Origin of the sequence: Stappia sp. MMSF_3263, assembly GCF_030733745.1 — a bacterium.
Lineage (GTDB): Bacteria > Pseudomonadota > Alphaproteobacteria > Rhizobiales > Stappiaceae > Stappia.
This window is the reverse complement of record NZ_JASHIK010000001.1, coordinates 419808-444495: the sequence shown is the minus strand read 5'-3', so window position 1 is coordinate 444495 and position 24688 is coordinate 419808. Positions and strand designations below refer to the sequence as shown.

The 24688-nt window shown below is 66.2% G+C and carries 27 protein-coding genes; 11 read left to right on the top strand and 16 right to left on the bottom strand.

The genetic code is table 11. The features are described 5' to 3' along the window. Positions 1-54 precede the first annotated feature (54 nt). From RBB46_RS02125 to RBB46_RS02115, 3 genes are all read left to right on the top strand, one after another. Complete coding sequence (locus tag RBB46_RS02125; protein ID WP_306027190.1) at positions 55-1047, top strand: L-threonylcarbamoyladenylate synthase; 993 nt, start codon at positions 55-57, stop codon at positions 1045-1047. 460 nt (positions 1048-1507) lie between these two features. Beyond that, the gene (locus RBB46_RS02120) at positions 1508-2437 is read left to right on the top strand and encodes a histone deacetylase family protein (protein ID WP_306027189.1); all 930 of its coding nucleotides are present in this window, start codon (positions 1508-1510) and stop codon (positions 2435-2437) included. A 142-nt stretch (positions 2438-2579) separates the two neighbouring features. After that, complete coding sequence (locus tag RBB46_RS02115) at positions 2580-2834, top strand: exodeoxyribonuclease VII small subunit (RefSeq protein WP_306027188.1); 255 nt, start codon at positions 2580-2582, stop codon at positions 2832-2834. A gap of 20 nt (positions 2835-2854) precedes the next feature. Here RBB46_RS02115 and RBB46_RS02110 read toward each other — a convergent pair whose 3' ends face one another. The 12 genes from RBB46_RS02110 to RBB46_RS02055 all read right to left on the bottom strand — a co-directional run bounded on the left by RBB46_RS02110 (position 2855) and on the right by RBB46_RS02055 (position 15721). Then, positions 2855-3979, bottom strand: coding sequence for a class I SAM-dependent methyltransferase (locus RBB46_RS02110; RefSeq protein WP_306027187.1), 1125 nt, complete (start codon positions 3977-3979; stop codon positions 2855-2857). 35 nt (positions 3980-4014) lie between these two features. Next, positions 4015-5274, bottom strand: a complete 1260-nt coding sequence (locus RBB46_RS02105; RefSeq protein ID WP_306027185.1) for a class I SAM-dependent RNA methyltransferase — start codon at positions 5272-5274, stop codon at positions 4015-4017. Positions 5275-5325: 51 nt separating this feature from the next. Continuing rightward, positions 5326-6069, bottom strand: coding sequence for a TlyA family RNA methyltransferase (locus RBB46_RS02100; RefSeq protein WP_306027184.1), 744 nt, complete (start codon positions 6067-6069; stop codon positions 5326-5328). Positions 6070-6081: 12 nt separating this feature from the next. Further along, positions 6082-6216, bottom strand: a complete 135-nt coding sequence (locus RBB46_RS02095) for a hypothetical protein (RefSeq protein WP_306027183.1) — start codon at positions 6214-6216, stop codon at positions 6082-6084. 25 nt (positions 6217-6241) lie between these two features. Further along, positions 6242-6859 carry an SCO family protein gene (locus RBB46_RS02090; protein WP_306027182.1) on the bottom strand — a complete coding sequence of 206 codons (618 nt, stop codon included), beginning with the start codon at positions 6857-6859 and terminating at the stop codon, positions 6242-6244. Positions 6860-6866: 7 nt separating this feature from the next. Next, entirely contained in the window at positions 6867-7445 is a 579-nt protein-coding gene (locus tag RBB46_RS02085; protein ID WP_306027181.1) for a copper chaperone PCu(A)C, read from the bottom strand. Positions 7446-7494: 49 nt separating this feature from the next. After that, entirely contained in the window at positions 7495-7887 is a 393-nt protein-coding gene (locus RBB46_RS02080; protein ID WP_306027180.1) for a hypothetical protein, read from the bottom strand. 89 nt (positions 7888-7976) lie between these two features. Then, positions 7977-9386 carry an MFS transporter gene (locus tag RBB46_RS02075; RefSeq protein WP_306027179.1) on the bottom strand — a complete coding sequence of 470 codons (1410 nt, stop codon included), beginning with the start codon at positions 9384-9386 and terminating at the stop codon, positions 7977-7979. A gap of 188 nt (positions 9387-9574) precedes the next feature. Beyond that, a complete protein-coding gene (gene dxs / locus RBB46_RS02070) occupies positions 9575-11494 on the bottom strand; it encodes a 1-deoxy-D-xylulose-5-phosphate synthase (RefSeq protein ID WP_306027178.1) in 1920 nt (639 codons plus the stop codon). 445 nt (positions 11495-11939) lie between these two features. After that, positions 11940-13259, bottom strand: a complete 1320-nt coding sequence (gene ribB, locus RBB46_RS02065; RefSeq protein ID WP_306027177.1) for a 3,4-dihydroxy-2-butanone-4-phosphate synthase — start codon at positions 13257-13259, stop codon at positions 11940-11942. Positions 13260-13328: 69 nt separating this feature from the next. Continuing rightward, entirely contained in the window at positions 13329-14414 is a 1086-nt protein-coding gene (aroC, locus tag RBB46_RS02060; protein WP_306027176.1) for a chorismate synthase, read from the bottom strand. 98 nt (positions 14415-14512) lie between these two features. Beyond that, a complete protein-coding gene (locus RBB46_RS02055; protein WP_306027175.1) occupies positions 14513-15721 on the bottom strand; it encodes a DUF3095 family protein in 1209 nt (402 codons plus the stop codon). 242 nt (positions 15722-15963) lie between these two features. Here RBB46_RS02055 and RBB46_RS02050 point away from each other — a divergent pair, with 242 nt between their 5' ends. Further along, on the top strand, positions 15964-16224 hold the full coding sequence (locus tag RBB46_RS02050) for a DUF1344 domain-containing protein (RefSeq protein WP_306027174.1): 261 nt from the start codon (positions 15964-15966) through the stop codon (positions 16222-16224). Positions 16225-16287: 63 nt separating this feature from the next. On the opposite strand, the gene RBB46_RS02045 is transcribed toward RBB46_RS02050, so the two are convergent. Continuing rightward, positions 16288-16914, bottom strand: a complete 627-nt coding sequence (locus RBB46_RS02045) for a histidine phosphatase family protein (RefSeq protein ID WP_306027173.1) — start codon at positions 16912-16914, stop codon at positions 16288-16290. A 90-nt stretch (positions 16915-17004) separates the two neighbouring features. Then, positions 17005-17826: an enoyl-ACP reductase FabI gene (gene fabI, locus RBB46_RS02040; protein WP_306027172.1), complete on the bottom strand. Its 822-nt coding sequence runs from the start codon at positions 17824-17826 to the stop codon at positions 17005-17007. A 226-nt stretch (positions 17827-18052) separates the two neighbouring features. On the opposite strand from fabI, the gene RBB46_RS02035 reads away from it, so the two are divergent. Continuing rightward, a complete protein-coding gene (locus RBB46_RS02035; protein WP_306027170.1) occupies positions 18053-19477 on the top strand; it encodes an FAD-binding oxidoreductase in 1425 nt (474 codons plus the stop codon). A 275-nt stretch (positions 19478-19752) separates the two neighbouring features. On the opposite strand, the gene RBB46_RS02030 is transcribed toward RBB46_RS02035, so the two are convergent. Then, complete coding sequence (locus RBB46_RS02030) at positions 19753-20550, bottom strand: SOS response-associated peptidase (RefSeq protein ID WP_306027169.1); 798 nt, start codon at positions 20548-20550, stop codon at positions 19753-19755. On the opposite strand from RBB46_RS02030, the gene RBB46_RS02025 reads away from it, so the two are divergent. From RBB46_RS02025 to RBB46_RS02010, 4 genes are all read left to right on the top strand, one after another. Then, positions 20549-21175, top strand: a complete 627-nt coding sequence (locus RBB46_RS02025; RefSeq protein WP_306027168.1) for a hypothetical protein — start codon at positions 20549-20551, stop codon at positions 21173-21175. The two genes, RBB46_RS02030 and RBB46_RS02025, sit on opposite strands and share 2 nt — an antisense overlap. 70 nt (positions 21176-21245) lie before the next feature. Then, positions 21246-21683 carry an NUDIX hydrolase gene (locus tag RBB46_RS02020; RefSeq protein ID WP_306027167.1) on the top strand — a complete coding sequence of 146 codons (438 nt, stop codon included), beginning with the start codon at positions 21246-21248 and terminating at the stop codon, positions 21681-21683. A gap of 85 nt (positions 21684-21768) precedes the next feature. Next, a complete protein-coding gene (locus tag RBB46_RS02015; protein WP_336623125.1) occupies positions 21769-22200 on the top strand; it encodes a TIGR02301 family protein in 432 nt (143 codons plus the stop codon). 146 nt (positions 22201-22346) lie between these two features. Further along, a complete protein-coding gene (locus tag RBB46_RS02010) occupies positions 22347-22619 on the top strand; it encodes a hypothetical protein (protein ID WP_306027166.1) in 273 nt (90 codons plus the stop codon). 115 nt (positions 22620-22734) lie between these two features. Here the strand turns inward: RBB46_RS02010 and RBB46_RS02005 are convergent, their stop codons facing one another. Further along, positions 22735-23364: a LysE family translocator gene (locus RBB46_RS02005; protein WP_306027165.1), complete on the bottom strand. Its 630-nt coding sequence runs from the start codon at positions 23362-23364 to the stop codon at positions 22735-22737. Between the two features lie 211 nt (positions 23365-23575). Between RBB46_RS02005 and RBB46_RS02000 the strand changes: the two genes are divergently transcribed. Continuing rightward, positions 23576-24262, top strand: coding sequence for a hypothetical protein (locus RBB46_RS02000; protein ID WP_306027164.1), 687 nt, complete (start codon positions 23576-23578; stop codon positions 24260-24262). A 15-nt stretch (positions 24263-24277) separates the two neighbouring features. Further along, positions 24278-24661, top strand: coding sequence for a DUF427 domain-containing protein (locus tag RBB46_RS01995; RefSeq protein ID WP_306027163.1), 384 nt, complete (start codon positions 24278-24280; stop codon positions 24659-24661). Positions 24662-24688 lie beyond the last annotated feature (27 nt).

Genomic DNA, 24688 nt, shown 5'->3' with positions numbered 1-24688 from the left:
GCCGGGCCGGTCCGCGCGCCATCGGAACGACAACGGTACGGAGTGAACGAGGCAATGCGCCGCTGGCAGATCGATCCACAAAGCGAGACCTGGCGCGGCACGGCGGCCTTCGAGGCGGCGGTGGCGGATCTCGTCGACGGGCGCCTGCTCGCCGTTCCGACTGAGACCGTCTACGGGCTCGCCGCCGACGCGACCAATGCGCTTGCCTGCGCCGACATCTATGCGGCGAAGGGGCGACCGAGCTTCAACCCGCTGATCGCGCATGTGGAATCGACAAAGGCGGCAGAGCGGCACGCATTGTTCGATGCCCGCGCCCGGGCATTGGCCGAGGCATTCTGGCCGGGGCCGCTGACGATGGTGCTGCCGAAGCGGGTCGACAGCCCGATCTGCGACCTTGCCACGGCCGGCTTGCCGAGCGTGGCGCTGCGGGTGCCGGCAGCGGCGATCATGCGCGACCTGGCGCAGGCCAGCGGCCGACCGATTGCCGCGCCCAGCGCCAATCGGTCGGGGCGTATCAGCGGCACCACGGCCGAGGCCGTGGCCGGCGATCTGGGCGACCGGCTGGCCCTGCTCATCGATGCCGGGCCGACCCCGGTGGGGGTGGAGTCCACCATCGTCGCCCTGACCGACGAGCGCCCGCGCCTGCTGCGCCCCGGCGGCATCGAGCGGCAGGCCATCGAGGCCGTGCTCGGCGAAACGCTTGCCCCTGCCCTCGTGCGGCCCGACGATGCGCCGGACGCGCCGGGCATGCTCTCCTCCCACTACGCGCCGCGCGCGGCCTTGCGGCTCGAGGCCACCCATGTGGAACCGGACGAGGCGCTGCTCGCCTTCGGTCCCGACCTGCCGCCGGGCGCGGAACATGCCCGAGCGGTCGTGCAGTTGAGCGCAAGGGGCGAGTTGCGCGAAGCGGCAGCGCGGCTCTTCACCGCGATGCGCGAACTCGACGCAAGCGGCGCAGAGCGCATTGCGGCAATGCCCGTACCGGAGGCCGGCCTTGGCGAGGCGATCAACGACCGGCTGCGGCGGGCGGCGGCGCCGCGCCGCTGACATCCAGCGTTCTGACACCCGCGTTCGGCATCCGGTGTCCGATCTGCATCGGCAGACAGGTCAACGTGCTGAATACTGATATTTTTTACAATGAAAACTGTCTGCCGCTGCGTAAGACAGAACGCAACCCCAAGATGAAAATTCACCTTTTTTGCATTCCGCCTTCTGAAAAGCCGGCGAATCAATTAGTATTATAATTGCCTTCACAGGCGATGCAGCGGACCTCCCCTACGGGCCTTGTCATGCCCGCACCTTCCACCGGGGCCGGCAGTCGGATGCCGCCCCGGCTTTCTTTTGTCCGCCAGCCCGCACGCCGCCTGTTCCAGCTTTCCCGCATCCGTTCCCCAAGGCCTGCACATCCTGCCCGCCGTTTGAGCTCGCTCATTGACAGCCGCCTGACCGGCCGGTCAGATGGGCGCGAAACGCCAGCATCGACAATGGCCCGCGCAAGGAAACGCTCTTGGGAACGCTCTATCTGCATCATTCCGCCTATCTCGACCATCTGACGCCGGTCGGTCATCCCGAGCGGCCGGACCGTATTCGCGCGATTGACCGCATCCTCGAGCATGAGCGCTTCCAGACCCTGCAGCGGGACATGGCTCCGATGGGCCGGATTGCCGACATCGCCCGCGTCCACCCCTCCTCCTATATCGACATGCTGCACAACGCGGCGCCGACGGACGGGCTGGTGCGCATCGACGCGGACACGACCATGTCGCCGGGCAGCTGGGAGGCGGCGATGCGCGGCGTCGGCTCCGCCTGCCGGGCCGTCGACGAGGTGATGGAAGGCAAGGTCGCCAACGCGTTCTGCGCCTCGCGTCCGCCCGGGCATCACGCCGAAACGGCCCGTGCGATGGGCTTCTGCTTCTTCAACAACGCGGCCATCGCCGCCCGGCACGCGCAGGAAACATACGGCGCGGAGCGGGTCGCGATCATCGATTTCGACGTGCATCACGGCAACGGCACCCAGGACATCTTCTGGAACGACCCGAGCGTAATGTACTGCTCGACCCACCAGATGCCGCTGTATCCGGGATCGGGCGCGGCGAGCGAGCGCGGCGAAGCGGACACGATCGTCAACGCGCCGCTTGCCGCCGGCGACGGCGGCGAGGAGTTCCGCGAGGCGATGGAGGTTGCGATCCTGCCCCGGCTGGAGACATTCCAGCCGGACCTGGTGATCATTTCCGCGGGGTTCGACGCCCATCAGCGCGACCCGCTGGGCGGGCTCAACCTGGTCGAGGCGGACTTCGCCTGGGCGACGCTGCGACTGATGGACATTGCCGACCGGCACTGCGGCGGCAAGGTCGTCTCCCTGCTGGAAGGGGGCTACGACCTGGAGGGGCTCGCGCGCTCGGCCGCCGCCCACATCATGACGCTGATGAAGGCCTGACGCGGCCCTTGCCGGTGCCGCCCCCGCCCCCTGTCCACAACCGGTGCGGACGGGACCGGCAGCGCTCCTTGCCCGCCGCGCCCCCGAGCTCTAGGATTGCCGTTCGACCGATGAAACCCGCCACCGACCCGGGAGCCCCTGCGTGAGCCGAGACGAGATCGATCCGGAGATCACGGCGCTTGCCTTCGAAGCGGCGCTGAAAGAGCTGGAGACCATTGTCGGCCGGCTGGAGCGCGGCGACGTTCCGCTGGAGGAAAGCATCCAGCTCTATTCGCGCGGCGATGCATTGCGCCGCCATTGCGACAAGCTGTTGAAGTCGGCCGAGGCCAAGGTGGAGCGCATCCAGCTCGCCGAGGATGGCAGCGCGTCCGGAACCGCTCCGCTCGACGTCGACTGACAGCCGCACGCTTCGCGCCCTTACGCCTTTTCGTAGAGCGCGACGCGCGACAGGAACGCCGTCGCCAGTTCCCGGCGGCGCAAACCACCCACCGAGAACAGAGCGTCGAGATCCTCCACCAGGTAGCTGCGGTAATAGGGCTCGTGGAAGAGGTCGGGGAAGAGCTCCAGCAGCCCGTCGTTCTCCGGCAGGTCCCCGCTCTGCAGGCTGTCGACAAAGATCAACCGCCCGCCCGGCTTCAGCACCCGCCCCAATTCGCCGGCAACGAGGGCGCGCACCTTTGGCGGCAGTTCGTGAAAGAGGTAGACGCAAGAGACCGCGTCGAGGCTTTCATCCGCGAAGGGAAGGTTTTCAGCGGCGGCGTTGAGGAAGGCGGCACGGCCGCGGCGGCCGGTGGGCAGCGCCTCGCGGGCATGCGCCAGATAGGGTTCGGACAGGTCGACGCCGACGCCGCGCAGGCGCGGGAAGGCCGCAAGCGCGGGGGCGAGCAACCCGCCCGTGCCGCAGGCGATGTCGGCATAGGCGACATGACGCTGGTCGGTCCCGCGCAGAAGCTTTGACAGATGCACGAGCCCCTGCCGGCGCATCGCCGCCGTCGCGCCCTTGAACAGGACTTCGACCTGAAAATCGTAGATGCGGGCGCTGTCGCGCGACAGCCAGCCATCGGTCTGGAAGTGGAAGTTCTGCCGGTAGTAGCGCGGCAGGCCGGCGCCCGTCTCGCGCGTCGCATCGAACACCTCCTGATGGTCCTTGCTCACACGCCGCCTGGCGACCTTCGGCACGTCGGCGAGAAAGCTGCGACTGAGGTCGAGAAAGGAGCGCGGAGGGCCGAACTCGCCCTCAGGGACGGGATAGTGGCCTGCCTCGATATTCGCCAGGTCCCGGGCAAAAAGCGCCGCGATCTGGGAGAAAAGGCGCTTGAGGTCGGGGCGCGCGGCCGTCTTTCGCGGGGGGCTGGCGGAGCGCGAGGATGCCTCTGCCTCGCCGCGCTCGCGCCGGGCCTCGCGCACCACCCGGCGCGAGATCGCCTGGGCCACTTCTCCGTGCGCGGCAAACCAGACGACACGGGAGCCCTGGCGCGCGGCATAGCGCGCCCTGCGCACCCAATTGAAGGCAAGACCGGCCAAGCTTGCTTGCTGCGCCATGGGCTTTCCCCGACATCCGTTGCCGGGCGGCTTTTTCAGCCGCGCGACAGAACCACCACAACCTCAATATGGGGCGAATGACGAAACTGATCCACCGGAAGGATGGAGCGCGGCCGGTAACCGCCATCGACAAGGATGCGCAGGTCACGCGCCAGCGTCGCCGGGTTGCAGGACACCGCGACGACGACCGGAACCTTCGAGCGGGCGATTTCGCGGGCTTGTGCCTCGGCGCCGGCGCGCGGCGGATCGAAGACAACCGCCTCCATGCCCCTGCCGAAATCGTCGAGTTCGCCGGCAGTGAGCGGATTACGCATCAGGTCGCGCCGTTCGGTGTGGATCTGTCGCAAGGCGCCAGCGCCGCCACGCATCGCCCGATCGAGAGCCGCCAGGGCGGGCTTCTCGCCTTCCACCGCGCGAATGGTCGCCTTGCGGGCAAGCCGGAGCGCGAAGGTGCCCGATCCGCAGAAGAGGTCCGCGACCTTGCGCGCCTTGCCGACACCGGCAGCGACGCGCTCGACCAGCGCCTGTTCGCCGGCGGCCGTCGCCTGGACGAAGCCGCCGGGCGGCGGCACCAAGGCCACACCGTCCATCCGGAGCTCCGGCGAGCGGGCCTCGACCAGCACCTCGCCATTGAGCGACAGGCGGGCGATGCCGGCGGCCATCGCCTCCTCGATCAGGCCGGCCACCGCCTTCGGTTCGGTGCGCGCGGGCGAGACAAGCGCCAGGTCGGCGCCGTTCGGCGTGGCAAGCACCGTCAGCGTCACCTCGCCCTTGCGCGGCATGACGCGCGCGGCGAGCGACTTCAGCACAGGAAACAGGCGGGACAGCTCCGGCACGAGCACCGGACAGGTATCGATATCGACAAGACGATGGCTCGCCCGCTCATGAAATCCGAGAAGAATGCGGGATCCGGCGCGAGCGGCGGCAAGGACCGCCCGGCGGCGGCCCGTCCCGCCCGCATCGACCGTCGGCTCGACCAGGGACGCCCAGTCCTCCAGCCCCCTGGAGGCAAGGGCGGCGATGACCTGCCCGCGTTTCCACTCCAGTTGCGCGGGAAGCGCCATGTGCTGGAGGGCACACCCCCCGCAGGTGCCGAAATGCGGACAGGCGGGCTCGACCCGGTCAGGGGACGGCGTCACCACCTCCACCAACCCGGCGCGGGCACCGTCGCGGACAACGCGCACCGTCTCGCCAGGCAGCGCGAAAGGGACATGGACGGGACCGTCGGGCGTTTCCGCCCTGCCTTCGCCCTTGTGGGCAAGGGCGGTGATCTCAAGAAGGGTGTCTTTGCTCATCGGGCCCGATTAGGCCTTTGAACCGGCAAGCGCAAGCGCGTTGAGCGTGGCTCAGCCGGCCTTCGTCCCGGCGAGCAGCCATTCGGCGTTGCCGTCGCCGCCGGCAATCGGCGACGGCACGAGACCGACAGCGGACCAACCGGGCTGTTCACCGAGCCAGTCGGAGAGATCGCGGGCGACCGCCTCGCCCACGTGCGGATCCACCAGCCCGCCCTTGCCGATCGCCTGCCGGCCGGCCTCGAATTGCGGTTTGACCAGAAAAAGGCCCTGCGCCCCGGGAGCGGCAAGGTCCAGCGCCGGTGGCAGGGCCAGGCGCAGGGAGATGAAACTCATGTCGGAGACAACGATCTCCGGTGCCTCGCCATCGAGATCGGCCGGGGTGAGCGCGCGCGCGTTGAGCCCGTCGCGGCGACGGACCTGCGGCAGTGCCGCGATCCGTTCGTGAAGCTGGTCGTGGCCGACATCGATGGCATGAACGCGAAGGGCACCGGCCTCGACCAGAACCTGGGTGAAACCGCCGGTCGAGGCGCCAAGGTCAAGCGCGACCTTTCCCCTCACATCGATGGCGAAGCGCTCCAGCCCGGCCTTCAGCTTGAGCGCCGAACGCGAGACATAGTCGGCCGCCGGATCGTCGATGGAAAGCTCGGCATCGACGGCGACCTTCTGACCGGGTTTTTCAACGACGACACCGGCGATGCGCACGTGGCCGCGCAAAATGGCGTCCCGGGCCCGCGCGCGGGTTTCAACGAGGCCGCGCGTCACCAGCAGCTGGTCGAGCCGATCCCTGTCCGCCATTGAGGCCGCCGTTCAGAAACAGTTGGCAATGCCGGTGAGCAGCCGGTCGACATAGATGCGCTCCCCGTAGACCCACCACAGCAGCCCGCTCGCCGCGAAGGCGGCGGCGAAGAAGATACCGGCGGGGAGCATCAGGTCGGAGCGCATCGTCTGTCCCGGTCAGGTGCGAGGGTCAGCCTGCATTATCGATCAGGCGGCGTAGTTTGGCCATCGCGTTTTCCGGCGCCTCCTCATAGGCGATCGTTCCAACGAAACGGTTATCGGAATCCATCAGGAAAACCGCAGCCGAGTGGTCCATCGTGTAGTCGCCGTCGTCCAGGGGAACGCGCCGGGCGTAGACCCGGTAGGCCTTGAGCATTGCCTCGACCTGTTCCGGAGAGCCGGTCAGCGGCCGGATGCGGTCGTCGAACGCGGCCACATAGTCGCGCATCACCTCGGGCGTGTCGCGCTCCGGATCGACGGAGACGAAGGCAAAATTGACCTTGTCGGCGTCAGGTCCGAGCTTCTCGATCCACATCTGCGTCTCCGCAAGCGTCGTCGGGCAGACATCCGGGCAGAAGGTGAAACCGAAGAAATAGGCCGTCGGCTTGCCCTTGAAATCCGCCTCGGTAACCGTTCGGCCGGCGGCCGCGTCGACCATCGTGAACGGGCCTCCGATGGAGGCGACCGGTGACAACAGCCCTCCGTCCTTGGGGCCGAGATAGTGCTGGGCGGTGACAAACCCGATGGCGCCGAGCAGGACGGCTACCGCCGCCCATGCCACATAGCGCAGGACCTTCAATCCTGACATTCTCGCCTCAATCCTTCGACTTGTCGTGGTTCATGTGGCCGGCATCACTGCCATGATCCATCTTGCCGTGGTCCATGTCGCCGTGCTGCATCTGGTCGCCGCCGTGTTCGCCATGCTCAGGCCCCTTGGCGCCGATACGCTCGACCTTGAAATCGAGCGTAACCTCGCCCGCCTTCTCGAAGGTCAGCGTCACCGGAACGTTCTCGCCTTCCTTCAACGGACCGTTGAGATCGAAGAACATGACGTGATAGCTGCCCGGCTTGAGCTCGAGCGTGCCGCCGGCTGGAACCGGAATGCCGTCAGCCATTTCACGCATCTTCATGACGCCGTCGGTGACGGTCATCTCGTGAAGCTCCGTGCGCTTCGAGACGCTGGCAGAAGCGGAAACCAGACGGTCCTCGCCGCCCGCATTGACGATGGTGGCGAACCCGCCTCCGGCCTTGGCGCGGGGCGGCGTTGCCCGGGTCCAGGGGGAGGAGACGGTGATGTCCCCGACGGTCTTGGTGTCATGGGCAAGCGCCGGAACGGCGAGGAGAGCAGACAGGGCAAGGGCCGCGCTGATCGCGGTGGTCTTGAAAAAGGTCATGATGATTTTCCGGATTTCGATTGCAGTTCCGCCGCGCAACAGGCGCGGCTCACAAGGGCAACGAAACCGGGACGGGCGGCGCACGAATGCCCCCGGACGCCAGGAGCGCGCGCGCGCCGGGCGGTGTATCGCGCATGACGAAGCGCTGAGGCGGAACGGCAAGCAGCGGGCGCACCGAAGCGGCGGCTGGCGCGCAGCCGCCGGTCAGGCACGCCGTGCCATGCGGGCAGACGGGACCGCAGGGACAAATCCCCTTGCCGTGGCCGGGGGCCGGTTGCGCATCTCCGTCGGTCGCCTGACCGCCAACGCACAGAACCTTGAGACCGCTGTCGCCGCTGGTCGCGGCCGCCGCCACGGTGCCGGCAACGAGCTGGAAGACGAGCGCAAGCGCACAGAGCACCGCCAGGGGCAGCGCCTCGCGTCTGAACAGCCCAAGGAGCATGGTGTCTCTCGTCATCGGCGCGACAATGCCCCAGCACCCGGCCAAGGTCGAGGGATGTTTTGCCGCAGGCCCCGCCTGCCGCTTGCCGCTCAGCGGGAGGGCATGACCGCGTCTCGGTCATCGGGCCCGGGTTCCGATGCACCGTCGTCCTCGCCGCTTTCGGGGCCAAGGGAGAAGTGTTCCTCCATGACCGCGCCGTCATCCTGACCGGTCTCGGCATCCCGTTCATAGTCATAGGCCGGGAATTCCTCCGGCGAGATGACATAGGGATCCTCCAGGTCGAGCGGTTCCGGCGACAGCACGGTGCCGACCTGGGCGGAGGCGGCATAGTCGAAATCGGTCTTGTCTTCCACCGACAGCGCGGCGCGCTGGAACAGACGGGTGAAGATGTAAACACACATGACAGCCTGGATGATGGCGACCTGCAAGAACAATCCCCAGGGACCAACCGACTGCATCAGGTAGGAGGCCGTCAGCGGCCCCACGGACGAGCCGATGCCGAAGGCCAGGTTCATGCCCGAGGAGGTCTCGACATAGTCGTCCCGGTCGGCATGGTCGAAGGCATGCGAGGCGGCGATTGCATAGGCGGGCTGCGTCGCGACGCCGACGAGCAGGGCGAGCATGAGCGCCACGCCGACACCGCCGATGGGAACCGTCATGAAGACGATGCTGACGAACACCGCACTCACCGCAAGGCCGAGCAGGATGAGACGGCGGTCGAACCGGTCGGACAGGCGGCCGATGGGCCATTGCGAGATCGCTCCCGCGCCGACGACCGCCGCGGCGAAATAGGCCGCGTTGTTGGTGGAAAGGCCGATCTGGATCGCATAAAGCGGTGCCAGCATCCACAGCCCACCCTGCGTCACGCCGATCAGCAGCACCGCGACAAGCGCCGTCGGCGAATTGCGATAGAGCTTGACCGGACGGAAGCGCACCACCGTGATCGGCGCCGGCTGGTTGGCGGTGGTCAGCGACACAGGGATGACCGCCAGGCTAACGGCCACGGAAGCGATGGCGAAGGGTACGAATGTGGAGATGTCGGTCGCCGTCAGCGATATCTGGCCGGCGGTCATCGCGGCATAGACCAGCACGATGTAGATCGACATGATCGTGCCGCGGTTCTCGTTGGAAGCCTGTTCGTTGAGCCAGCTTTCGACGATCATGTAAAAACCGGCGAGGCAGAAGCCGGAGACGATGCGAATCAGGCTCCAGGCGAGCGGGTCGACCATCAGGGGATGGAAGATCGCGGCAGCCGACATCAGCGACACCAGCGCGGCAAAGGCGCGGATGTGACCGGCACGCATGATCACATAGGGCGCGCCAAGGCAGCCCAGCACCAGTCCGAAGAAATAGCTCGATGACACCAGGCCGACCGCAAGATCGGAAAAGCCCGCCTGCGAGCCGGCCAGCGGCAGCAGGGTGCTTTGCAGGCCGTGCCCGGTGACGAGCAGGGCGATGGCGATGAGAAGGGCCGATACCGGGGCCAGCGTCTGCGCCATGGTCGCGCTCTTTCCTGATCTGGCTCGCAGGTGCGCACGGTCGATCCCGTGCAATGACAAGCAGCGACGGCGACTGAAAGCCGTCGCCCGGTGCATCAGGGCGACCGTTTCAACATTCGCGAGAGACTGTCAATGACGATGCTACGCATGGCGTCCCGACCCATGCGCATAGCTCTCGCGACGCCTCCTCAGGCGAGGCGTGCTGCGGCGGCCGCGTCCTTGCCGAGAGCGGAAAACACCGTCGCCATGATGCCCTTCACGTCCAGCCCGGCCTCGGCATGCATGCGCTCCGGCTTGTCGTGATCGAGATAGCGGTCCGGCAGGCAAACGGGCCGCACCTTCAGTCCCGCGTCGAGCAGACCGCGTTCGGCCAGCCGGTGCAGGACGTGGGAGGCAAAGCCGCCGGCCGAGCCTTCCTCCACGATCACCAGAACCTCGTGCTCGCGGGCAAGCCGAACGAGCAGGTCCTCGTCGAGCGGCTTGGCGAAGCGGGCATCGGCGACGGTGGTCGAAAGACCCGCCGCATCGAGCTCGTCGGCCGCGAGCAGGCATTGCGCCAGTCGGCCGCCGAAGGAGAGCAGCGCCACCTTGCTGCCCTCGCGCAGCACACGGCCGCGGCCGATCTCCAGCATCTGGCCGCGCTGCGGCAGCTCGATGCCGACACCCTCGCCGCGCGGATAGCGGAAGGAAATCGGTCCCTCGTCATAGGCCGCAGCCGTTGCCACCATGTGCCTCAGCTCCGCCTCGTCGCCGGCCGCCATCACCACGAAGCCGGGCAGGCAGGCGAGATAGGCCGTGTCGAAGCTGCCGGCATGGGTGGGGCCATCGGCGCCGACAAGGCCGGCGCGGTCGATGGGAAAACGCACCGGCAGGCCCTGGATCGCGACGTCGTGCACCACCTGGTCATAGGCGCGCTGCAGGAAGGTCGAGTAGATGGCGCAGAACGGCTTGTAGCCCTCGCTCGCCATGCCGGCGGCGAAGGTGACGGCGTGCTGCTCGGCAATGCCGACATCGAAGGTACGGGCGGGATAGGCCTCGCCGAAGAGATCAAGTCCGGTGCCGTCGGGCATCGCCGCCGTGATGCCGACAATGCGTTCGTCGTGGCGGGCCTCCTCGATCAGGCTCTCGGCAAAGACGCGGGTATAGCTCGGCGCGTTCGCCTTGGGCTTCGACTGCTTGCCGGTGACGACATCGAACTTGGCGACGCCGTGATACTTGTCAGCGGAATTTTCCGCCGGTTCGTAGCCCTTGCCCTTGCGGGTGACGACATGGATCAGCACCGGTCCCTGGTGGGTGTCGCGGACATTCTTCAGCACCGGCAGGAGATGATCGAGATTGTGGCCATCGACCGGTCCGACATAATAGAAGCCGAGTTCCTCGAACAGCGTGCCCCCGGTCCAGAAGCCGCGGGCGTATTCCTCCGCCCGCGCAGCCTTTTCCTTGAGCTGGCGCGGCAGCGCCTTGGCGAGCTGCTTGGCCGCATCGCGCAGGGTCATGTAGGCACGGCCGGAGACAAGGCGCGCAAGGTAGGCGCTCATCGCCCCCACCGGCGGGGCAATCGACATGTCGTTGTCGTTGAGGATGACGATCAACCGGGAATGAAGCGCGCCGGCATTGTTCATCGCCTCGTAGGCCATGCCGGCGGACATGGCTCCGTCGCCGATGACGGCGATGATGTTGTTCTTGCGCCCCTCAAGGTCGCGCGCCACGGCCATGCCGAGGCCGGCGGAAATCGAGGTCGAGGAATGGGCCGCGCCGAAGGGGTCGTATTCGCTCTCCGAGCGCTTGGTGAAGCCGGACAGCCCGCCGCCCTGGCGCAGGGTGCGGATGCGGTCGCGCCGGCCGGTCAGGATCTTGTGCGGGTAACACTGATGGCCGACGTCCCAGATCAGCCGGTCGTCCGGCGTGTCGAAGACATAATGGAGCGCCGTGGTCAGCTCGACGACGCCAAGGCCCGCCCCCAGATGGCCACCGGTCACCGAGACGGCGTCGATCACCTCCGCCCGCAGTTCATCGGCGAACTGGCGCAGGTCGCGCTCCGGCAGCCGCCGCAAGTCGTGCGGGGTTACCACGGTGTCCAGAAGCGGGGTGTCGGGGCGTTTGTACACGAGGGCGGTCCCAGAGGTTCGTCGCTTGGTTTCGGCACCGCTTGCGCGGATCTCGCCAAGGCGCTCAATACCACCATGACCATATAGTGCGCAAATACGCTGCTTGCAGGTGCCGGTCGTGCGACCGCAACGGTCGGCGGCGCCCGCTCGGGAATCGGCATCATCACGGCTGCACGCGATAGCCTTGCCGTTATCGTCATGCAACCTTAAGTAATTCAAGCCCTGTCGAAAGTGATGATATTCCGGGAAAATCTCCGTCAACCTCACCCCTGAGGGTGATGGACACAAGAGCAAAACCTACTAAACAGAGGTTGTGGTCGATGGGGCCACGTGCACAGTGATCGACTTGAGGCCGTGCCTGCGCACGGCCTCTTTTTTTGCCGGCTCACTCGCCGGCCCGAATGTGTCCGGCCCACAAGGCCGGACAGCGGCGGCAGACGCGGGATTATCCCTCCCGGATCTCCGTGCCCTCGATGACGATGCCAAAGCCTTCCAGGCCGACATAGTGACGCTGGCGCGAGGCCAGGAGCGTGATCGAATTGACGCCGAGATCCTTGAGGATCTGCGCGCCGAGCCCGACCTCGCGCCATTGCTCCTCGCGGGCCTGCGCCGACTGGTGCTCCTCGTCCTCGGCCGCCATCAGGTCGGTGCGCGCGCGCCGCGCCTGGCGCGCCACGCCGACGGAGCCTTCCCGGAGATAAACGACCACCCCGCGGCCGCGCGCGGCGAAATCGCGCATGACATCGTCCATCACCCGCGTGTCGCCGAAAACGTCATCGAGCACCGATTCCAGCTGCAGGCGAACCGGCACGTTGCGACCGTCGAGAATGTCGCCATAGACGACGGCGACATGATGCATCGGGTCATAGGGCGTCGAATAGGTAACCGCGTATGCGGGACCGGCAATGGTGTCGACAGGCTGCTCGGCCACCCGCTCCACCAGCCGCTCCATGCGCTGCCGCCACGAGATGAGGTCGGCGACGGACACCACCTTCAGCCCGTGCTCGGCCGCGAACGCCACCACCTGGTCGCCGCGCTTGACGGTGCCGTCATCGTTGACGAGCTCGGAAATCACACCGACTTCCGGCTGGCCCGCAAGACGGCAGAGATCGACCGCCGCCTCGGTATGGCCGGAGCGCATCAGCACCCCGCCCTCGCGGGCGACAAGCGGGAAGATGTGACCCGGGCGGGCGAAATCGGCCGCACCGGCATTCGGATTGGCAAGCCCGCGCACGGTGGAGCAACGCTCCTCGGCGGAAATACCCGTGGTCAGGCCGTGGCGATAGTCGACGGAAATGGTGAAGGCCGTGGAGAGCGGCGCGTCATTGTCGGCGACCATCGGGTCGAGCCGCAGCCGCCGCGCCGCATCGCGCGTCATCGGCGCGCAGACGATGCCGGAGGTGTGGCGGACCATGAACGCCATCTGTTCGGGCGTGATCAGCGAAGCGGCGACAACCAGATCGCCCTCGTTCTCACGATCGTCATCATCGGTAACGACGAGCATCTCGCCGCGTTCGAATGCGCGGATCGCCTCCGCGACACGGGTCTGGGACATGTCCAATTCCTTGGATCCTTTCAAGCCGAGAAGGTCATTCGGGGTCACGGCGCCGCCAGTGGCCGCCGCGATCCGTTCCGCGCTGTCGCGCGACACCCAGACGCCAGGATCGTTGCACAAGGCAGTCACCGCCGCCGGCGACAGGCCGGCGCGCCGGGCAAAGGCCGAGCGGGTTTCCTTGTTGATCGAGAGCCAAGCATCCAGACGCATGCCGGCATTCTAGCCAACAGAAAATTCAGTGACAACGAAAAATATTTCAAAATTCAGTAATACTGAAAATCACCCGACCTGGCCGCGATGGCGCAGATAGTGATCCGCGAGGATGCAGGCGACCATGGCCTCGCCAACCGGCACCGCGCGAATGCCGACGCAAGGATCGTGGCGGCCCTTGGTGCGCACATCGACCTCCTCGCCCGAGCGGGTCACCGACTTGCGCGGGGTGAGGATGGAGGATGTCGGCTTGACCGCGAAGCGCGCGACCACCGGTTCGCCGGAAGAGATGCCGCCGAGCACGCCGCCGGCATTGTTGGTCAGGAACAGTGGCCTGCCGTCCGCACCGATGCGCATCTCGTCGGCATTTTCCTCGCCGGTCAATGTCGCCGCCTCGAACCCGTTGCCGATCTCAACGCCCTTGACCGCGTTGATCGACATCAGGCCGCTCGCGATGTCCTGGTCAAGCTTGCCGTAGATCGGCGCGCCGAGACCGGCAGGAACTCCCTCGGCGACGATCTCGACGACGGCGCCAACCGACGACCCGTCCTTGCGGATCTGGTCCAGATAATCGGACCAGCGCGCCGCAGTGGTCGCGTCCGGGCAGAAGAAGGGGTTGTTGCCGATCTCGCTCCAGTCCCAGCGCGACCGGTCAACCTTGTGCGGGCCGATCTGGACCAGCGCGCCACGCAGGACGAGGCCTGGGAGCACCTTGCGGGCGATGGCGCCGGCGGCGACACGCGCGGCCGTCTCGCGGGCCGACGAACGCCCGCCGCCGCGATAGTCGCGAATGCCGTATTTGGCGTCATAGGTGAAATCCGCGTGGCCGGGCCGGTAGCTCTCGCGGATCTCGCCATAGTCCTTGGAGCGCTGGTCGGTATTCTCGATCATCAGCGAGATCGGGGTCCCGGTGGTGCGCAGCACGCCCTCGTCATCGCTCATGACGCCGGACAGGATCCGCACCGTATCGGCCTCGCGGCGCTGGGTGGTGAACCGCGACTGGCCCGGCTTGCGCTTGTCGAGGAACGCCTGGATCTCGGCTTCGGAGATCTCGATCAGCGGCGGGCAGCCATCGATGACGCAGCCAAGCCCGGGGCCGTGGCTCTCGCCCCAGGTCGTGACGCGAAAAAGGTGACCAAAGGTGTTGTGCGACATCGGCTTTGTCCGGGCGGGGGTTCGCGAATGCAGTCTTGCACAGGTCTTCTAGTTCGGCCTGCGCCGCAGGGAAACCGTAAAAAGAGCCCCGAAGGTCTTCAGTCCGCCACCGCCGGCGGCTCCATCGCCGCAAGACGCGCCTTGAAGTCGACCGCAGCGCGCGCGAAGCCTCCCCCTGCCCCGTCGATGAAGTGAATGTGCCGGCTCTGCTCGATGCTGAAGACGAGGCACGTCATCAACGCGGAATGAGAGACATGCATGCCGTAGACAAGCCGCCCCTCCGCCTCGCCACGGGCAAGATAGTCGGAGAGCGCTGTCGTCTCGCGAGCGTCAAGATCGAGAACCAGGCGCAACGTGTCATCGAACTTGCGGAAATCGGTGTTCAAGGAGACCTCGCGCAGATACTTGCGCGGTTCGAACGGACCGAGCCGCCGCCCCGTGAGAACTCCGAAAACGAAGGCGAGCGAGGCGAGGAACCCGCCCAGGTAAGCTCGCCAGGTACCGCTTCGCCAGCCCAGCATGCGGGCCTCCAGTGCCAGGCCCGAAGGAGGAAACCGGAACTTCAGCGAGCTTCGGCGAACCGGCGCGCTGGCGGGATCGGAGGCGGCAAGGTCGATACCGAGCAGCGAGCGCAGGTCGAAAAGCAGTTGCTTCAGATCCTCCACGCGGCCGCTCGCCGGACGCAGGATCAAGGTCACCATGCGGCCGCGCTCGGCCGGCAGCGCCTCCCAGCGGCAGGAGAGCCCGTCGAGCGGCGCCGGACCGGCGGCGCTGCTCTCCGTGAGGCGATAGGGGGCGACGCGGGTTTCGTCCTTGAGGATCGTGTCGGCCAGTTCGATGCCGCCGCCGGAGAACATGGCGAGGTTGTTGCCGAGGCTCAGTTCGAACTTCGCGACACGCAGGTCGGCACCCAGCCGCCTGAGATCGCGCACAGGGATCGCGGCAACGCGCAGGTCGAGCCCGGTAGTCTCCCGCGCCATGACCCGAACGCGGACGAGGGCCTCCGACGACGCCCGGGAAAGCGATGGCGGCACGGCGGCCATCGCCCCGTCGCCGCCGAAGACGAAGGGAAGATCGGCGCGTCCTGCCGCGTTCAGCACCGCCGTGACGACAGCCGCTGCGACCATGTTGACGGTCTTGTACTGTCCTGCCGCGACCGCGTCGCGCGAGCGCACGATGTCCGCGACCAGCAGCGTCCAGTCGTCCGGCAACGGCGCGAAGGCATCCGCCTCACTGACCCGTCCGAAATCGCTGAAGACCGGCAGGCCTTCGTAAAAGCCCTCGGTTCCCTCGGTCACTTCCGCCATCGAAACGCCATCCTTGACCCGTACCAACGTCCCCCGTTCGACCTTGACGATCCACGCGCCGGCCGCAGCCCTCAAGAGCCTATACGGCCTTAACGTGGGGATGGTTGCGCAAAGTCGTGTCGAACACACGTTAGTGACAGCATATCCTGCCCGCGCCATGACGCCTCAACCTCTTGACGCCGACGCGCAGGTTTTGTTCGATCCTGCCCGATCGCCAAGCGGGCGGGTCCACGGAGACGAGAATGAAGCGCATCCTTTCAAAGACGCTGGCAACCCTGGCGCTGTGCATGATGACGGCAGGCGTCGCCTGGGCCGGCGAAGTCGAGGCAACGATCGTCGAGATCCAGCCGGACACCGGCAAGCTCGTCCTGTCGGACGGCACCAGCTACGAGATTCCGGTCGACTTTTTCGTCGACGACCTGAAGTCAGGCATGCGCGTGCTGGTCTTCTTCGACGAGGGCGGCAGCGCCAAGACGCTCACCGACGTCCAGATCCTCAACTGAACGAAGCTCTCCCGGCCGGCGCAGCGGCGGCAATGCCGTCCGCTTGCGATCCCGGTCGCGGCCTCAAACCCAGTCGACCTCGCTGCCGGTCCATACCAGCATGCGGTCCTGCGGGATGTCCAAGCCGGGGATATCCTGGTTCGGAAGCGATCGCAGGCGCCCCTGCAGGACACGCATGACGCCGCCATGCGAGATGACCACGGACGGGCGCGTCAGGGTTGCGAGCCACGCATCGATGCGGCTCGACAGCATCCGGTAGCTCTCCCCTTCGGGTGGCACGAAACCCCATTTGTCGGCCTTGCGCGCCGCAGCCAGTTCCGGCGTGCGCTCGGCAAGCTCGGGGATCGTGTAACCTTCCCAGGCTCCGAACGTGATCTCCAGCAACCGTTCGTCACGCTGGCAGAGATCCGCTTCGACGCCGAGCTCATCGCAAATCAGTTCCATCGTCTCGACCGCCCGCGACAGGGGGGAGACGAAATAGGAAAGCTCGTTCTTGTCGATGCCCTTGTCGGCGAAGTAGTCGCGCAGGGCCGCGCCGTTGCGGCGTGCCTGGATGCGACCGGTATCGTTGAGCGGGATATCCCGCCGCCCCTGCATGCGTCCTTCCGCGTTCCAGTCGGTCTGGCCGTGACGGATGAAGACCATGAACGGGGGGACAAGACGCGCAATGCCCGTATCGGCGCTGCTCATCGAACCTCCATCAAACAGACGATCCAAGGCCCGCGCGGAAGCACTCCACCCGGGCCACAGGATTCGAGAACTGGAAAAGTCGCGGTCGGATCAGTCCTTGACCACGGTGGTGATGTCCGGCGCGTCGACGGCCTTCATGCCGACGATATGGTAGCCGCTGTCGACATGCTGAATCTCGCCGGTGATGCCGCGTCCGAGGTCGGACAGCAGGAACATGGCGGCGTCGCCCACTTCCTCGATGGTTACGGTACGGCGCAGGGGCGCATTGTACTCGTTCCACTTGAGGATATAGCGGAAATCGCCGATGCCGGATGCCGCAAGCGTCTTGATCGGCCCGGCGGAGATCGCGTTGACCCGGATGCGCTTCTTGCCGAGATCAGCGGCGAGGTAGCGCACGCTTGCCTCGAGCGCCGCCTTGGCCACGCCCATCACATTGTAATGCGGCATCACCTTCTCGGCGCCGTAGTAGGTGAGCGTCAGCATAGAGCCGCCATCGGTCATCAGCTTTTCGGCGCGCTGCGCGACGGAAGTGAACGAATAGCAGGAGATCTGCATCGTGTTGCGGAAGTTCTCCGGGGACGTGTCGACATAGCGCCCGGTCAGTTCGTCCTTGTCGGAAAACGCCACCGCATGGACGAGAAAGTCGATCTTGCCCCAGGTCCTGGCGAGATTGTCGAACACCGCGTCGATGGAGGCTTCGTCCATCACGTCGCAATGACCGGCGACCGTGGCACCAAGGTCCGCCGCCAGGGGCTCGACCCGCTTGCGCAAGGCATCTCCCTGATAAGTCAGTGCGATTTCCGCACCCGCGTCGGCGAGCGCCTTGGCGATCCCCCAAGCGATGGACCGATTGTTCGCGACGCCCAAGATAAGCCCGCGCTTTCCAGCCATCAGTCCCTGTGTCATCGCCATGCTATGTCTCCTGCACGCCAAAAATCGCGGATGATTTCGGCCGAACCCGACCCGCGTATCCGCGCCCGAACCATAACCGCCGGCCGGGACGGGTTCGTATGGCACAGCCCCCTAGCCGCTTCAAGCCACTGACAGGTCTCCCGCACGGATCGACCGACGGGGAAAATGTGATATGCGTGACCGTCGAATTTTCCTCCCTCACATGCCAGACGCCGGTCCCGCCGCCATGCCCGACACCGCACTCCTCGCCCCCCTCGTCGACATCGTCGGCGCCCGCAACGCGCTTGTCGCAGCTTCAGACACCGCGCCCTACCTGCGCGAGTGGCGCGACCTTTATGTCGGCAAGACCCCGGTCGTGCTGCGGCCCGGCAGCCGGGACGAGGTCGCCGCGATCCTCTCCCATGCCGACGCGAGCGGCCTGAAGATCGTTCCGCAAGGGGGCAATACGGGTCTCGTTGGTGGGCAGATACCCGATGATTCCGCTACGGAAATCGTCCTCAGCCTGGGCCGTTTGAACCGCATCCGCGAGATCGATGCGGAGGGCTTTTCGATGACCGTCGAAGCCGGCTGCACGTTGCAGGCAATCCATGACGCAGCCGCGGAAGCCGACCGCTTCTTCCCCCTCACGCTTGGCTCCCAGGGCTCCTGCCAGATCGGCGGCAACATCGCCACCAATGCCGGAGGCACTGCCGTGCTCGCCTATGGCAACACCCGCGACCTGGTTCTCGGACTGGAAGTGGTGCTGCCGGACGGACGCATCGTGGAGGGGCTGAGAGGGCTGCGGAAAGACAATACCGGTTACGATCTGAAACAATTATTTATCGGTTCGGAAGGCACGCTCGGCATCGTCACGGCCGCTGTCCTCAAGCTTTTCCCCCGACCGCGTGCCCAGGACGTCGCCTTTGCGGGAATCGCTTCGCCGCGGGACGCGCTGGCGCTGTTTTCCCGGGCGCGGGCCCGCGCCGGCGCGATGCTCACGGGCTTCGAGCTGATGCCGCGTGTCGGGCTTGAATTCTCGGTCCGTCACCTGGCCGGCGCGCGCGATCCGCTGCAGGCCCCCTCCCCCTGGTATGTCCTGATGGAACTGTCCTCGGGCACGGAAGAGGACGGCAGCGAGACCCCGACGCGGACACTGATGGAAACCATCCTCGGCGAGGCCTACGAGGCGGGCCTGGTGGAAGATGCAGCGCTTGCCGAATCGGTGGCGCAGTCGGCCGCTTTCTGGCACCTGCGCCACGGCATGTCGGAAGTGCAGCGCGAGGAAGGCGGATCGATCAAGCACGACGTTTCCGTGCCTGTCGCAAGCGTTCCAGCCTTTCTCGAGGAGGCGATCGCCGCCGTCGAGGCGCTGGTGCCCGGCTGCAGGCCAGTGCCCTTCGGCCACATGGGCGACGGCAACATCCATTTCAATGTCAGCCAGCCGATAGGCGCCGACAAGGCTGCCTTCCTGGCCGGCTGGGACGAGATGAACGCGCTCGTCCACGGGATCGTGCTGAAATTCGGAGGCTCCATCTCGGCCGAACACGGCATCGGCCGGCTGAAGCGCGAACTGCTCGCCGAGGTCAAGAGCCCGGTGGAGCTTGAGTTGATGCGCCGTATCAAGGCTGCCTTCGACCCGAACAACACGCTCAATCCGGGACGCGTGCTCTAGGGTCAGGGCCCATTAAATTGGCGGATATGGTCGGAGCGAATTTGTGCGGAGGCAAGGAGCAAGCCCGAAGGAAGGCTGAGGCCTTTCAAGGGCTTGCGACGCTGACACCCGTGCAAATTCGCCCGATCCGAAGGACGTTCGATCTGCCGGCGATCTGCCGCGTCAAAGCTCTCGACCGGGGCACCGACCCCGCTCTTCGAGCTTTTCCTAGCATCTCTTGTCATATCAAACGCCATCTTCGTCAATTTAACGGGTCCTGACCCTAGCTGCCAGGTTTAGAAAAGATCGAGCTGGCCCGTGTCTGGCCTGGCGCTGCCGGTGGCCCGGCGTGTTGCCCGGCTCGTCCTGTCCGCCGGGGCCTGCGTGTCCGTCTCGGCGGGCGCGCATGGTACCGTTGCGGCCACCGGCGTCGTCAGTGCCGGGTCGTCCTCACGCGCCGAGTTGACCCGTCCGGAAACCGGCACCGCCTCGAACAGGTCACCGGCGGCAGGGCGCAGCAGCGCCAGCGCCTCCTTCAGCGGAGTACCTCCGACATCGAGCCAGGTATCGAAGTCCTCGGGCGCGACAACGACCGGCATGCGGTGGTGGATCGGTGCGAGCGCAGCGTTTGCCGGGACGGTGAGAAGGGCCCCGGTCTCGATCTCGCCGCCATCGGGATCGCACCATTCCTCCCAGAGACCGGCGAAGGCGACGATGCCGCCGTCGCGCGGGCGAATGTAATAGGGCGTCTTCTCGCCCGTTTCCGGGCGGTGCCACTCATAATAGCCGGAGGCCGGCACGAGGCAGCGACGATGGCGCACGGCCGCACGGAAGGACGGTTTGTCCGCCGCCGTCTCCGCACGCGCATTGATCAGCAGCGAGAAGGCTGCCGGATCCTTGACCCATCCGGGAACGAGCCCCCAGCGCACGAGCGCAAAGCGACGCTCGCCATGGGAAAGGCGCACGGTCGCAATCGGCTGTGTCGGCGCGATGTTGTAGCGTGGCGGAAAATCCGCACCTGGCGCATCGCCGCGATATCCGAACAGCGCGCTGACCTCGGCCGGACTCTGCTTGAGCGCGAAACGTCCGCACATGGCCGCTCTCCTTGTGTCCCCGGGATTGCTCCTGCCCGTTGGTATCGCATTCCATGAATTAGGCAAATTGAAACCCGATGACGATAGATTCGCCATGAACTGTCCGGAAAGGCGGCACATGAGCTTGGCGGAAATGATCTTGGGCGAGGGAGATTTGTCGGCTGACAGGCTTGTCGCCGCCAATATCAATCCGCACACCGGTCTCGCCACCGATTATCTGAACCATTTCAATGAAGTGGTCATGATGCTCGAGATGCTTCCGGCCATGCCCGAATGCGCCGAGGAGGTGCTGGAGTGGCAGCCGCTGAGCTACGAGCAGCATTTCGAGGCTTCCAATTTCGCCGAGAAGAACCTCGCGATCGAGGCGTTCCATGCCGCTCCCGCCGCCGTTCGGCGCGCGTTGCGCGACGTGGTCGCGACGCTCAACACGGCGGTCTGCGAGAAACAGGGCCGGCTGCGCGACGCAGCGGATATCGCTCCGCTCGCCGATGCGATCGCGCGCGAGACGGCGGACGAGATCAAACCCCTGATCGCCACGGCAAGCGGCATCATCCACGGCCACCTTGACCCTGCGGAAACCGTCGAAACCGATTCGCAGGCCGAGATCGACGCGCTCTTCGCCTGACCGGCCTGCTCCCGCCAGGGTCGCGACAAGCCGCTTGCCCCGCTCACCCGGCGTGGCATTCTCGCCGACCATGAACGACGCATCCGCCCTCCCTCATCCGCGCCTTGGCGTCAGCGTGCTGATCCTCGACAAGGATCGCGTTCTGCTGGTCCGGCGCGGCAAGCAGCCCTTTCGCGGCCACTGGAGCCTGCCGGGCGGATCCGTCGAGTTTGGCGAGAGCCTGCACGAGGCGGCCCGGCGCGAACTGGCCGAGGAAACCGGCCTTGCCGCACAGATCGAGTCCCGGCCGGTGGAACTGGTCGAGGCGATCGGCCCGCCCGAGGCGGAGAACGGCGGCCACCACTTCGTCATCGCCGTGTTCAGGGGAACAGCGGGCGGCGGCCTCCCTGTTGCGGGCGATGACGCGGAGGCCGCCGCCTTTGTCGGGCTTGCCGAACTGGACGGACTGACGATGACGCCGGGAACCGCGGCGCGGATCCTGCGTCTCGCGGCGGTCCGGGAAAGATGACGCGCGACCAATCACTGCCGGCAGCACGTCCGGCGCTCGCCACAATGGCTTGCGCAACCTGTCGCGCCGACGCATCTTGCCGGGCATGACGCCGCGCTTCCGAGCCCCCTTCCCCGCTTCTTTCCGCCTCGCGCCTCTCCTGTGTTGCGCGGCGCTTGCCGTTGCCTTGCTGATGTCGGGGCAATCGCCGGCCCAGGACGCCGCACGGGTGGAAGACCCTCCCTATGAGACGAACCTGATGCGGCTCTCCGAGATCCTCGGCGCCCTGCACTACCTGCGTCCCTTGTGCGGGTCGTCCGACGGCAGCCTGTGGCGCGACCAGATGCAGTCCCTGCTCGATGCGGAAGTGCAGGACGACGAACGCGAGCGGCGGTTCATCGAACGTTTCAACCAGGGATATCGAGGTTTTTCATCGGTTTACCGGCGATGCACACCGGCGGCGCAAGAAGCGCTGGCCCGCTATATCGACGAGGGCGGCGCTTTGATCCGCAACGTCACCACCCGCTACAATCGTTGAGCGGATACTTTCGCCGCGTTAACCATAACTGCGGGAATTTAGCGAAGATTTTAAGCTTTTCTTTACGGTTCGCGCCCGACTCACGCACAGTAGCCGTCAAAGCACATACCGGAATCCAGCTTCCGGCAGGCACAGGCGGGTCAACCATGCAAGACACAGAGAACACCGATCTCGAGTTCGACGAAGGTCCGGTCACCGACCAGGATATCCGCCGGATGGCGCTCGGCTATATCGATGATGCCTTCGCGGAAGCCGTCGCCGACGGCATCGATTCGGCCGCCGTTGCCCATGCGGCCCTGTTCACCGCGTTTGCCGATCTCGTTGCCTCGTTTGGCGAGGAGGCCGTTGCCCAGCTCGCCGAAGGGCTGCCGGAGCGGGTGCGGCGCGGCGATTACACGATCTTCAAGCCGATGCACTGAACCAGCCGGGGCGGTGCGGCCGAATGGCTTCATTGCCGAGCAAGGGAACCTGCCGGACCCTCGACGCCCTCAGGGCACTGCCCGTCGAAAAGACGGATGACGGTTGCGGGCAGCTCTATCCGAGCACGTATTGGTGCAGGAATATGGCGACGCCGAAGGCGATCAGTGCGGCCCCCGCGCCCCGGTTGATCCACAACAGCCAGGTGTCGTTCATCCGCAGGCGCAGCCGCGAGACCAGCGCCGAAAGCATCACCCACCAGGAGAGCGCGCCGGTCAGGACGCCGGCGACGAGCATCGCCGCCCCTACATAATCACCCGGGTCCGGCGCCCATTTTCCCAGACTTCCGAAGATTGCCAGGAAGCCCAGCACGACACCGGGATTCGTCACTGTCATGACGAATCCCGTGGCGATCCCCGACACCAGACTCGGCGACGGTTCCTCGTCATTTTCCAAGTGCGGCCGGCTCAACAGGATGCGGATCCCGAAGACGATGACCAGCAACCCGCCGACCGTCTGGATGATGGCACTGTTCTCGTCGACGAAATCCGACACGGCGGTCACGCCAAAGGCGGCGAAGCTCGCGTAGAGGCCGTCTGCGAGCACCGCGCCGAGGCCGGCGCAGAACCCGGCAAGAAAGCCCGACCGCAAGGCCCGCTGTATGGCGGCAATGTTGATCGGCCCGACCGGCGCGCTGGTCGCCAGCCCGACCCCCAGACCTACCAGGAAGAAGAACGGTTCCTGCAAAGACGTTCGTCCCCGTCGTCTGTTCCCGCGCCTCCACGCGGGCGCTCCCTGCCGCCCATCCCTAGCGACCGCCTTGCGCAAGCTCAACCGTACAAGCTGATTTTTTGCCCGTTCCGACCGGGAGCGCGTCTCGCGATCCTGTGATTTCAACGCGCCGCGGCGTGGTATAGGGTCCACGCATCAGCCTGAACCGGGACCCGAAAGGATTGCCATGCTACCGGTCCGCTCCCTTGCCGTCGCCCTCGGCCTGCTTGCCGCCACCTGCGCCCTGCCTGCCGGCGCCGCGAGCGTTCAGACCGAACGGATCCAGGTCCAGCCGACCGAGGAGGCCGTCGAAACGCAGAAAATCCCGGCCGAAGACCTGGCGCCCCAAGAGCCTTTTGCCGAACCGGGCACGGCGGCCTCCGGCGCCTATGGCGCGCAGCCTGTCCACTTGCCCGAAGTGTTCTACGGGGACGCGGACCTGCCCAAGGCGGTCGCCCGCACCCGTGCCCAGTTGCTCGAAGCCGCCCATGCCGGCGACCTGGAGCGGCTGCGCATGGTGCTTGAGGGCAACGAGATGATGCCGACCCTGACCTTCGGCGAGATGACCGACCCGATCGAGTATCTGAAATCGGCTTCCGGCGACCCGGAAGGGCTGGAAATCCTCGCGATCCTGACGGAGCTGCTGGAAACCGGCTATGTTCATGCCGACAAGGGCACCGCGCAGGAAATGTACATCTGGCCCTATTTCGCGCGCATGCCGCTCGCACGGCTGAGCAACGAGCAGAAGGTGGAGATGTATCGCATCGTCACCTCAGGCGATCTTGCCGAAATGGAGACGACCGGTGCCTGGACGTTCTACCGGGTTGGCATAGGTCCGGACGGAACGCTGCACTACTTCGTCGCAGGCGACTGATCGGGAGACGATATCATGGCCAATCCGGCCCCGGGCTTCGCACGTCATCCGGACCACAAGATCACTCTGCACCGGTCCGATGAACGCATCCGCGTCAGCATCAACGGCATCCCCCTGGCGGAGAGCCGCAACAGCGTGATCGTGCGCGAGAGCGGCTATCCGCCGGTCCACTACCTGCCCAAGGCTGACATCCGCACGGACTGGCTGGTACGCTCCGCCCACTCGACACGCTGCCCGTTCAAGGGCGAGGCGACCTACTGGAATGTCGATGCCCCCGACAGCGAGGTGGAGAACGCCGGGTGGAGCTACGAGACACCCTATGATGAGGTCGCCGAGATCGCCGGGCATGTCGCCTTCTATGCCGACCGCGTCGACGTCACGGTCGGCGAGGACAGTTAGGGTCAGAACCGGAGAGACGAGCCGGCC